13 protein-coding genes are annotated in these 10,081 nt (G+C 66.6%); 11 read left to right on the top strand and 2 right to left on the bottom strand.

The features are described 5' to 3' along the window. Positions 1-343: 343 nt before the first annotated feature. From CCS01_RS32670 to CCS01_RS10220, 8 genes are all read left to right on the top strand, one after another. On the top strand, positions 344-553 hold the full coding sequence (locus CCS01_RS32670) for a hypothetical protein (protein ID WP_146101661.1): 210 nt from the start codon (positions 344-346) through the stop codon (positions 551-553). Positions 554-610: 57 nt separating this feature from the next. Then, complete coding sequence (locus CCS01_RS10250; protein ID WP_104518732.1) at positions 611-2,479, top strand: dihydroxy-acid dehydratase domain-containing protein; 1,869 nt, start codon at positions 611-613, stop codon at positions 2,477-2,479. Between the two features lie 143 nt (positions 2,480-2,622). Beyond that, positions 2,623-3,129, top strand: a complete 507-nt coding sequence (locus CCS01_RS10245) for a protein phosphatase 2C domain-containing protein (RefSeq protein ID WP_158258330.1) — start codon at positions 2,623-2,625, stop codon at positions 3,127-3,129. Between the two features lie 103 nt (positions 3,130-3,232). Beyond that, positions 3,233-3,541, top strand: a complete 309-nt coding sequence (locus tag CCS01_RS10240; protein ID WP_104518730.1) for an AtpZ/AtpI family protein — start codon at positions 3,233-3,235, stop codon at positions 3,539-3,541. A 28-nt stretch (positions 3,542-3,569) separates the two neighbouring features. Further along, positions 3,570-4,325 carry a F0F1 ATP synthase subunit A gene (locus CCS01_RS10235; protein WP_104518729.1) on the top strand — a complete coding sequence of 252 codons (756 nt, stop codon included), beginning with the start codon at positions 3,570-3,572 and terminating at the stop codon, positions 4,323-4,325. A 77-nt stretch (positions 4,326-4,402) separates the two neighbouring features. Beyond that, entirely contained in the window at positions 4,403-4,627 is a 225-nt protein-coding gene (locus CCS01_RS10230) for an ATP synthase subunit C family protein (protein ID WP_104518728.1), read from the top strand. Positions 4,628-4,664: 37 nt separating this feature from the next. After that, positions 4,665-5,258: a F0F1 ATP synthase subunit B family protein gene (locus CCS01_RS10225; protein ID WP_104518727.1), complete on the top strand. Its 594-nt coding sequence runs from the start codon at positions 4,665-4,667 to the stop codon at positions 5,256-5,258. A gap of 17 nt (positions 5,259-5,275) precedes the next feature. Then, positions 5,276-5,788, top strand: coding sequence for a F0F1 ATP synthase subunit B family protein (locus CCS01_RS10220; RefSeq protein WP_104518726.1), 513 nt, complete (start codon positions 5,276-5,278; stop codon positions 5,786-5,788). A 236-nt stretch (positions 5,789-6,024) separates the two neighbouring features. Here the strand turns inward: CCS01_RS10220 and CCS01_RS10215 are convergent, their stop codons facing one another. Then, positions 6,025-6,825 (bottom strand): phytanoyl-CoA dioxygenase family protein, encoded by an 801-nt coding sequence (locus CCS01_RS10215; protein WP_104518725.1) that lies wholly within the window; start codon positions 6,823-6,825, stop codon positions 6,025-6,027. 264 nt (positions 6,826-7,089) lie between these two features. On the opposite strand from CCS01_RS10215, the gene CCS01_RS10210 reads away from it, so the two are divergent. The 3 genes from CCS01_RS10210 (at position 7,090) to CCS01_RS10200 (ending at position 9,517) form a co-directional block, all read left to right on the top strand. Beyond that, the gene (locus CCS01_RS10210; protein ID WP_104518724.1) at positions 7,090-7,809 is read left to right on the top strand and encodes a dienelactone hydrolase family protein; all 720 of its coding nucleotides are present in this window, start codon (positions 7,090-7,092) and stop codon (positions 7,807-7,809) included. Between the two features lie 104 nt (positions 7,810-7,913). Then, a complete protein-coding gene (locus CCS01_RS10205) occupies positions 7,914-8,936 on the top strand; it encodes an amidohydrolase family protein (protein WP_104518723.1) in 1,023 nt (340 codons plus the stop codon). 89 nt (positions 8,937-9,025) lie between these two features. Continuing rightward, positions 9,026-9,517 (top strand): type II toxin-antitoxin system RatA family toxin, encoded by a 492-nt coding sequence (locus CCS01_RS10200; protein WP_146101660.1) that lies wholly within the window; start codon positions 9,026-9,028, stop codon positions 9,515-9,517. Positions 9,518-9,821: 304 nt separating this feature from the next. On the opposite strand, the gene CCS01_RS10195 is transcribed toward CCS01_RS10200, so the two are convergent. Further along, a partial coding sequence (locus tag CCS01_RS10195; protein WP_146101659.1) for a transposase occupies positions 9,822-10,081 on the bottom strand: 260 nt, incomplete at its 5' end.

Genomic DNA, 10,081 nt, shown 5'->3' with positions numbered 1-10,081 from the left:
CTGAACCGGCCACTTTAGTGGCCAACTGAACCCGGGACCGCGTTAGCGGTCCCGCTTGCCGCTTTGAGCGGCTCACACTCAACGGGCCGCGTCAGCGACCCGCCCGGCCGCTTTGAGCGGCCAACACTATAAAGCCCCCGGCTCTGCCGGGGGATATTTACCAGGTCGAAGGGCATCTCGAAACATTGGATGGCCTGTTGCGTCGGATGTCGCGATCCGCGGGCCGTAATCGGGTTCTTCGACCAGCCGCCGGTCATGGAACCGGCCAAACAGATGCCCCGCCAGACCTTCCCGGAGGCTCGCATCGTGTGGTGGTCGGCCCGGTGCTATCGCGGGACTCGGCTTGATCCTCAAGGAAGGAAAGGTTCTTTGGAACCCGGGCAGCGTGCGTTTTCAATTTGTATATGGAATGGATATTCGAGGACAGGGCATTGCCAGGCAGCGCATGGGTATTCAAAGTGATGACGCCGCACACGGTCCGCCGGTGCCCGACACCGACCGTTCAGGCTCCCATGTAACAGAGCGGCCCTTTCACGCCGACTATGAAAGGTGAAGTGACTTTGGCCATCCCATTCGCTCAACCACGTCTACCGTCATCAGGGAGGCTTCCGTGCCCAATCCCAGGATCGTGCTGATCGACCGCCATCCGGGCCGCTCGGCCCAGACCATCGGGCTCGCGCAGGTGCTCGGGGCCGATCCCGAGCTCATCCATGAGCCATCCGTAGGCGTGGTGGGCACGAAGGGGGACAGCCAGTGCTACCTTGGTGTCATGGCCAAGGTGGATGCGGTCCATGCGCGCCTCGGCAGCCGGATTGGCAAGGGCGAAGGCCAACTCAGGGCACGCCTCGTCCAGCCCGAGTACACCATCGGCATCTCCGACGGGATCAGGAACGGCACCCGGGAGATGCGCTACTCGCTCATCGGCCGGGAGGTGACGCACGACGCTCTGTGCGAGCATCTTGAAGCCAGCGGGCTTGCCGGCACGATCGCCGTGGTCGCCTGCGACAAGCCCCCGGTCGGTGCGCTCGCCGCGTTGCTGGAGCACAACCAGCCGGCGATCCTCATGTCGGATGGACCGATCCACCCCGGCCGGGATCCGGATACGGGGGAGGCACTGGATGTCGTCAGCGCCTTCCAGGTTGCCGGGCATCCCGATGCCGCCTATCGCGATCGCATCGCCTGCCATGCCTGCCCGGGCATCGGCAGTTGCGGCGGCATGTTCACCTACAACACGATGCAGACCTTCATCGGCGCCGTCGGCATGCAGCCGCTGCACATGGTGGCGCCGGCCTCGGACGATCCGCGCCGGGTCAACGAGTTCCCCGGTGAACTGGTCGATCATCTCGCCAACCTGATCAAAGAGGACCTGAAGCCGCGCGATATCGTCGTGCGCGATTCGTTGCGCAATGCGATGATCGTGGCAATGGCCATCGGCGGATCGACCAACGTCACGCTGCACGCGCCCGAGATCGCCCGCGCCGCCGGCTATGCCGACTTCTGGAGGGACATCATCACGCCGGAGGAGTTCAATTACCTCTCGCAGCATGTCATCCCGGTGCTCACGGATGCCCGGCCCTACGGCAAATACTCGATGGTCGATATTGACCGTGTCGGCGGCGTGCAGGTGATCGTCCGCGAGCTTCTGGAAGCGGGGCTGCTCAACGGCGACGTCATGACCTGCACCGGCGAGACATTGCGGGCGCAGGTTGCGCGCCTGGGCACGCGGGCCGTGGACGGTACGGTGATCCACCCGGTGGCGAAGCCCTACAAGCCGACCGGCGGCCTGCGCGTCCTCGGCGGCAACCTCTCGCCCGACTTCTCCGCGATCCTCAAGCTCGCCGGGGTCGAGGGCGGCCTGGAGGGCAACATCTTCCGTGGCCGCGCCCGTGTGTTCGAGGGCGAGCAAAGCCTGATTGCGGCGCTCGACCGGACCCCGGAGATCTTCCAGGACCACGACATGGTCGTCGTGCGCTACGAGGGGCCGAGCGGCGCGCCGGGCATGCCGGAGATGCTGGACCCGACCTCGCGCATCACCACCCTGTGCCGGGAGCGGGGCATTGTCATCGCGCTGATGACGGATGCGCGCTTCTCCGGCGGGTCGGTGGGCCTGGTCATCGGTCACGTAGGGCCGGAAGCCGCCCTCGGCGGCCCGATCGCGCTGATCGAGGAAGGTGACGAGATCGTGGCCGATCTGAACAGGAACGAGCTGACCTGCCCGGCACTGGACGATCCCGCGACGCTGGCGCAGCGCAAGGCGGCCTGGCAGCAGGCGGCCGCCAACAACGGCGGCGTCCATCCGAACTGCGGTATCGCCGACACCCGCCTGCTGCACCGCGCCCGCCATACCGCGGTGCCCGCCACGCGCGGCGGCGGCCTGCATCCGAACCGGGAGATCTGGGTGCGCGAGCCACGGGCGGCGGACCGCTCGGGCTTTGTTCCAATGAACAAGCATCGGCCGGAGGCGAACAAGGCCTTCTGACGGATGTTGGCGTTGGTCGGATGCCGATGTCGCAGCCTTGCTCAATCGCATGGGCCTGTGCACCAGCCAGGTAGAACCGCGGACCTCGCACGGCGTCGGTTTGTAGCGATGCTTACACGGCATCTACGCCTGTGACTCGGGCCGTGTCGCCGCCGCACAACGGCGAGGCGGCAAACGAGACGTTCTTCGTGACGATGGACGACTGGCAGGACACGCTGCGCGTCACCCACTTCCCGCCCTGTCGCCGGGTTCTGCTGATGAGCGACGGTGTGACCGGCTTTGCCGCCCTGAAGGCGACCGCCGGACTGGAGCCGGCCTTCATGGCGCCGGTGGACCGCTGTCTGGCTCAGGCCGAGCCGGCCGTGGCCTTCGCCTGCCTTCGTCATGGTATCCAGATCGTTGACGGCCCCTGCACGATCGAGGCGGGGTCTCCCTGCACGGCCACCCGCCCCCGAGGCGGGGTATCCGGAGCTGAAAATCCGGCGATCCTTCCTGCCGGGCGGAAACTCTGGAGCGCCCATCTACCGGCGGGTGCGTTTGGGCATTCCATATACGACTTCGGGATATGCCGGGGATCCGTATGGCGACGAGTAGCCTTTTGCCCACCTGCCAAAACCCAAGCCGCCTGCTATAACCCGCCGGACACGTGATCCCAGGATTTGGCCGAAACATCGGCCAAGCGTCCTTGACACCTGCTGACCCCATCGGTAGCTAGACCCCGCCTTCCGGCACCGACAGTTGCCAGGAGCGAGCATGAACCAGGATCAGAGCGGACCGGGCCCCTCGTTCGAGGAACGTCTGAAAGCCGCTCGCAGCAGACAGGGTCTCGACGCCCCGCCGAAGCCGGCCTTGGGAAACCAGGGTGAGCTCGGCGGTTCTTTGTGGAGTATCGGCCTGCGGGTAGGGATCGAGCTGGTTGCAGCCCTTGCGGTGGCAGTCGCCATCGGCTACGGGCTGGACCGGATTTTCCACACCACCCCGATCCTGACGGTGGTGTTCGTCCCCCTGGGCGGTGCGGCGGGCATATTGAATCTTTGGCGCATGTTCGCGCCGAAGGATTGACGGTTGGCTTTAGGGTAGGAGCAAGCGGGTGGCGGCGGGTTCAGGTAGCATCGACGCGCTGGGTCAGTTCCAGCTACATCCGACGCTGGGTTTCATCGGCAGCTCGGTGAATTTCACCCAGTCGAACCTGATGATGGTGGTTGCCGGCCTGTTGGTCCTGGCGCTGCTGTGGCTGGGCATGCGCCCGCGCGCCATGGTGCCGGGACGGCTGCAGGCCGCGGCCGAACTCAGCTACGACTTCGTCCTGTCGATGTGCGTCGACCAGATCGGCCCCGAGGGACGCAAGTTCTTCCCGTTCGTCTTCACCCTGTTCTTCTTTATCCTGTTCGGCAACCTGCTGGGGGTCTTCCCCTACTTTTTCACCTTCACCAGCCACATCGTGGTGACCCTGGCGCTGACGCTGGTGGTGTTCTTCCTGTCGACGGGCGTGGCGATCCGGATCCACGGCTTGCACTTCCTCAGCTACTTCGTGCCGCAGGGCGTGCCGAAGGCGCTGATACCGCTGCTGTTCGTGATCGAGGTGATTTCCTACCTCTCGCGCATCATCTCGCTGTCCGTGCGACTTTTCGCCAACATGATGGCCGGCCACGTGATGCTGGAGGTGTTCGGCGCCTTCACCATCATGCTGGGCGGACTCGGCCTGCTGGGCTACATGTCGGCGGGCCTGACACTGGGGCTCAACACCCTGCTGATCGGGTTCGAGCTGCTGGTGGCGACCTTGCAGGCCTACGTCTTTGCAGTCTTGACCTGCATCTACCTGCACGACGCAGTTCATCTGCACTGATACCTGTCTTCAACCTCTGAACAAGCGGGCGGGATGACCCCGCCCGCGCGGCCTGACAAACGAAAGGAAACCGGACTATGGACCTCGCTTCTGCCAAGATGATTGGTGCCGGCCTCGCCGTCATCGCCCTCTCCGGTGTCGGCGTCGGCATTGGCTATATCTTCGCGGCACTGGTCAACAGCGTGGCCCGTAACCCTGCCGCCCGTGATCGCGTGTTCGGCCTGGCGATTCTTGGCTTCGCGCTGACGGAAGCGGTCGCGCTGTACGCCCTCGTCATCGCCTTCATCATCCTCTTCGTCTGATAAAGGCGGGCGCACCCTGGTGCGCCCGGCATGCATCATGAAGCTGTTCCCCCGGATGAAGCTGCTTTTGGGAGCGGGTCTCGGCGCCTCGCTGATGCTGCCGGCTGTCGCATTGGCGGCAGAAGGCATGCCGCAGCTCGACCTCGCGAACCCGCTGACCACCAGCCAGGTGATCTGGGGCGCGATCATCTTCGTCGTGCTCTACCAGGTGCTCACTCGGAACGGGCTGCCGCTGGTCGCGTCGGTCCTGGACGAGCGGGCCGCTCGGATTTCCATGGACCTGGACGGTGCCCGCGCCGCCAAGGCCCGCGCCGACGCCGGCGTGGCGGACGCGCGTGAGGCGACCGCGAAGGCCCGGGCGGAAGCCCAGGGCGCCATCGCCGCCGCGGTGGAGGAGGCCAAGAAAGCCGCCGCCGCCCAGGCCGAGACGCTGAACGCCCGCCTGGAAAAGCAGTTGGCCGACTCGGAAGCGCAGATCACCGCCGCCCGCGCCGCCGCGATGGGCGCGATCCGCCAGGTGGCGACCGACACGGCCGCGACGGTCGTCAACCGCCTGACCGGCATTTCGCCGGACCAGGGTCGGCTGGGCGCTGCCGTCTGGTCCGCCCTGGCCGCCCGCGGCATTGGCTGAACAAGGAGCAGACCGCAATGCACGAGGAAAGCTTCTTCACCAATCCCAAGAACTGGGTGGTGGTGGCGTTCGTTCTGTTCTTCATCCTGTTCGGCCGGCAGTTGTGGAAGGCCCTGGCGGGGCTTCTGGATGCCCGCACCGCCACGGTGAAGGCCGAGCTCGAGGAAGCCTCCCGACTGCGGCGTGAGGCCGAGGCGATGCTGGAAGACGCCGAAAAGCAGCGCACCGACGCCCTGGCGGACGCCAAGGCGATGATCGAGCGCGCCCGGTCCGAGGCCACCCGCCTGGCGTCCGAGGCCGCCGCCGAGGCCGAAGCCTCCGCCCGCCGGCGCGAGCAGATGGCGATCGATCGGATTGCCGCCGCCGAGAAGGCCGCGGTGGATGAGGTCCGCCTCGCCGCCGCCGACATCGCGACCACGGCCGCCCGCGAGGTGATCGCGGAAGGCCTGAGCGCAGACGCGGATTCGCGGCTGATCGACCAGGCGATCACCCAGTTGCCGTCGGCTCTTTCCGCCCGCCGCGCGGCATAACGCCGCACCGGCTGCACCAGGTCAGCGGCCCCTTGCCCGGTCCGGGCAAGGGGCCGCTTTTTTGTGGGTTCTTTCCTTGGCCGGGGCAGACAGCCCTATCCGTCATGGCGGCCGGAGGGCCGCCATCCACCCCTTGCAGTGCTGATAACAGCATAAGGCGTGGATGCCGGGCCTGCGCCCGGCATGACGATGAGTGGCCAATCCCCGGGGCCAGTTGCGGGCTCGGGGCGGCCCGTTCAGTAAAGCGACGCGCCGTAGAAGCGCCCGAAGCGCGCCGCCTTGAACCCGAGCAGTTGCAGCAGCGTCTCCGACGCATAATGCCGGATCGCCGGGTCCAGCGACAGGAACCAGTTCTCCTGCGGCATGTAGATCGGCAGCGTGTAGAACGCGAAGATGCCGGCGCGATGGCGGTTTTCGGTGCGGTTGAAACCGGTGCGGTGCCAGACGCGCCCCTCCATGACGATGACCGATCCGGCCGGTGCTTCCAGCGCGACGGTGTGCTGGTCGTCCTCGGCCAACGGCGCGCGGTTCTGGCGGTGGCTGCCGGGGACGATTCGCGTGGCGCCGTTCTCCTCGGTGAAGTCGTCGATGGCCCAGGCGATGTTCACGCCCTGGATGCCGCCCCAGGGCTGCGGCGCGAAGCCCTGGTCGGCGTGGAGCATCATCTCGCCACCGCCGGGGCCTGTGATGTTGGCCGAGATGTTCGACAGCGTCACCGGCCAGCCAAGCAGCGCGCGGACGGCCTGCAGCGCGACCGGATGTTCCGCCAGGTCGCTGAACACCGGATCGCGGCTCAGCAGGCACCAGACGCGCTGGTTCGTCCGGTCCTCGGGATTGTCCATGATGAACCGGTTGTTCCAGCCGCGCTCCCGGTCGGACGCCGCGGCGCGGTACAGCGCGTCGCGGACCCGGGCCAGGGTTGCGCCGGCCAGGACGCCTTCGATGCGCGCGATGCCGAATTCCGCGACATCTTGCAGCGCCTGGTCGGCGTCGCGGGTCAGCGATGGCAGTTTCATTTCGGTGTTCGAGGCGGTCATGGCGGATCCTCCGTTGACGTTGTCTGGCCTGCTTGCGGGCCATGATGCGCTTCGCGGCGCCGAAATCCAGTGGCGCAGATTGCGGGGAATGCTGTCCGGTTCAGGTGCTTTCGAAACGACCGATGTTGTTCCGATGCGGTACTATACGCCGAACGGTCCCGAAACGACGAAGCCCGGCACAGCATTCCCGCCCGTCGGCGTGACTTGCCCGCGCTGGTGCCCCATGGTCTAACCGACGCTGCCAAAAGAACGAGGAAACAAGAAATGCGCCACGAGACGCTGACGTACCAGGCCGACGGCCTGACCATGCGCAGCCAGCTTTTCTTCGAGCCGAAATCCGGCCCGTCCGCCGGCGTGCTGGTGTTTCCGGAAGCCTTCGGGCTGGGCGAGCATGCCATTTCGAAGGCGCAGCGGCTGGCCGGCATGGGCTACGTCGCCCTGGCCTGCGACCTGCACGGCGACGGGCGGCTGGTCGACGACCTGCAGCAGGCCGTCGAACGCCTGCAGCCCATGCAGGCTGATCCGAACAAGACCCGCGCCCGCGCTGGCGGCGCGCTGAAGGCGCTGACCGGCCGCACTGAGGTGGATGCGAAGCGCGTCGCCGCCATCGGCTTCTGCTTCGGCGGCACCATGTCGCTCGAGCTGGCCCGCGCCGGACAGGACCTGAAGGCGGTGGTGGGATTCCACAGCGGCCTGGGCACCAACGCGCCACCCGCGGCCACGGGCTCGATCAAGCCCCGCATCCTGGTCTGCATCGGCGCCGACGACCCGATGATCCCGCCCGAGCAGCGCGCGGCGTTCGAGGCCGAAATGCGCGAGGCCGGGGCGGACTGGCAGATGCATATCTACGGCAACACCGTACACAGCTTCACCAATCCGGAAGCGGGGAAACGCAACATGCCGGAAGCGCTCCGTTACAGCGCCGAGGCGGATGCGCGCTCCTGGGCGGCGCTGCATCAGCTGTTCGCGGAGACATTGCAGTAAAGAAATGATATCTTTGTGGCGCCGGAACCGCGCATCACCGGGACGATCCTGATGCGGAACAGATCGGCCGTCCGGCGATGTGCGGCGACAACGGGAGGCAACACATGGCGCAGGCAGATCGTTTCGCCGGCACGATCAACGAGCAATGGCTGGCCCGGCACGTCGAGCCGGCGCTGGAGCCCGACCTGCCGATCGTGGACCCGCATCACCACCTGTGGGCGCGGGACGGCAACACCTACCTGGTGCCGGAGCTGCTGGCCGACATCGGCACCGGTCACAATATCCGGGCGACGGTGTACGAGGAATGCCGGTCCATGTACCGCGCCGAGGGACCGGAAGAAGAACGGTCCCTGGGAGAAACGGAGTTCGTCACCGGCATCGCCGCCATGGGTGCCAGCGGAACCTTCGGCCCGGCCCGTGTCTGCGCCCGCATGGTCGGCTTCGTCGACCTCCGGCTCGGCGCCCGCGCCGGCGACCTGCTGAAGCGCCACGTCGCCGCCAGCGGCGGGCGCTTCGCCGGCGTGCGGCTGTCCACCGCCTGGGATGCCTCCGACCGCATCCACAAGGTGGCGCCGAAGCCGGGCGTGCTGCGCGACCTGGACTTCCGTGCCGGCTACGCCGCGCTGGGCCCGCTCGGGCTGGTATTCGACGCCTGGGTGTATCATCCGCAACTGCCCGAGGTGGCCGAACTCGCCGCCGCTTTCCCGGACATCCCGATCGTGCTGAACCATGTCGGCACCCCGATCCTGGGCGGCCCCTATGCCACGCGGCGCGACGAGGCGTTCGCCGACTGGCAAAGCGGCATGCGCGAGCTGGCACGGCAGAGGAACGTGACGGTGAAGCTGGGCGCGCTGCCAATCCGCCTGCCCGGCGGCGACGCGCCGAAGCGCGAGACCCCGCCGGACTCCGAGGAGGTGGCGGCGGCATGGCGTCCCTGGATCGAAACCAGCATCGCGCTGTTCGGCGCCGATCGCTGCATGTTCGAGAGCAATTTCCCGGTGCAGAAGCGCTGGTGCAGTTATGGCGTGGTGTGGAACGCCTTCAAGCGCCTGGCCGCCAGCGCCTCGGCGGCGGAGAAGACGGCCCTGTTCGCCGGGACGGCATCCCGGGTCTATGGTGTGCCATAAGCACGCTCTCCTGATTATCGCCTGCTTGACGCACATCAAGGCGGTCCCCGCGCCGTTTGCGGCACCTTGGCGCCGAGGTGCCATCGACCATGCGGACCATCGCAATACACCGGACCATTGGCCACGACTGGACGGAGATGTTCGCCCTGGTGCTCGACATCGAGCGCTATCCGCAGTTCGTGCCCGGATGTACGCATGAACGGATCCTCGCGCGGCGCGAAATAAGGCCCGGCTGCAGCGAAATCATATCGCGCATGACCGTCGGCATGGCGCCGCTGCAGTTCAGCTACACCAATCGCACGCTGGGCGACCAGGAGGCGCGGCGCATCACCGTGGACTCCACCGACGGCCCACTGCGCGATCTGCAGGTGACCTGGCAATTCAATCCCCTTGGCCCGGCGCGGACGCGCATTGATTTCAGCGCCAAGTATGAGTTCCACAATCCGATCGTCGCGCGCCTGGCTGCCGGCGCTTTCGATTCGCTGTTCCGCCGGATCATCGACGCCTTCGAACGGCGCGCGCGCCTGCGGGTCCCGCTGAGCCGCACCCTGTCCCTCGCCGGCGCCAGCCCGTTATCCTGATCGCCTGGCAGCGGCGCTGTTGCCCGCCCGGTCGTTCTCGGAACGATCAGCTATGTCATTCTGGTTTCGCACCGGTCTCTTCAGCACGCCTCGCCGAGCTTTGGTTCCGGAACGACTATTCCCCGGGGCCGGTTGCCGGCACGGCCCGTAGCGAAGCTGGCGCCCCGCTTGCCGTGGTTCTCGTTCCGAATCCGGCCCGGGATGCGGCGCAACCACCGGGCGATGGCCGGGACAGGCGCCGTCCGGGCAGCCATCAGGGATGTAGCAGTCCGTGAAGGCCGAAAACCCTTATGGCAGACCCGAACTATGGATAAGCCTCGAGCTTTTTGCCTTTGCGCAAGATGGACGGCTTGCCGGGTCTGTAGGCGTAAGCGACGAGACAGGACAGGATATGGACCATGGCATTGATGGGCGATCTGTGACGTGAATGCTCAAGGCCCATCTGGCATTTGAGGATGTCGAACACGGTCTCGATGACGAAGCGCCCTCGCAGCATACGCTTGTCGACCAGCGGCATCAGCTGGTTGCGCATATTGCGCCGGATGCCGGTGATCAGGTGCAGGC

Origin of the sequence: Rhodopila globiformis (assembly GCF_002937115.1) — a bacterium.
GTDB classification, from domain to species: Bacteria; Pseudomonadota; Alphaproteobacteria; order Acetobacterales; family Acetobacteraceae; genus Rhodopila; species Rhodopila globiformis.
The sequence above is the reverse complement of the archived record's forward strand: the minus strand, read 5'-3'. Positions and strand labels throughout refer to the sequence as shown.

What these genes read in the sequence shown, in the direction of transcription:
- CCS01_RS10240 (WP_104518730.1), top strand. Translation starts at nt 3,233, where the DNA reads ATGAACCAGGATCAGAGCGGACCGGGCCCCTCGTTCGAGGAACGTCTG.
- CCS01_RS10230 (WP_104518728.1), top strand. Translation starts at nt 4,403, where the DNA reads ATGGACCTCGCTTCTGCCAAGATGATTGGTGCCGGCCTCGCCGTCATC.
- CCS01_RS10225 (WP_104518727.1), top strand. Translation starts at nt 4,665, where the DNA reads ATGAAGCTGTTCCCCCGGATGAAGCTGCTTTTGGGAGCGGGTCTCGGC.
- CCS01_RS10220 (WP_104518726.1), top strand. Translation starts at nt 5,276, where the DNA reads ATGCACGAGGAAAGCTTCTTCACCAATCCCAAGAACTGGGTGGTGGTG.
- CCS01_RS10215 (WP_104518725.1), bottom strand. Translation starts at nt 6,825, where the DNA reads ATGACCGCCTCGAACACCGAAATGAAACTGCCATCGCTGACCCGCGAC.
- CCS01_RS10210 (WP_104518724.1), top strand. Translation starts at nt 7,090, where the DNA reads ATGCGCCACGAGACGCTGACGTACCAGGCCGACGGCCTGACCATGCGC.
- CCS01_RS10205 (WP_104518723.1), top strand. Translation starts at nt 7,914, where the DNA reads ATGGCGCAGGCAGATCGTTTCGCCGGCACGATCAACGAGCAATGGCTG.
- CCS01_RS10200 (WP_146101660.1), top strand. Translation starts at nt 9,026, where the DNA reads ATGCGGACCATCGCAATACACCGGACCATTGGCCACGACTGGACGGAG.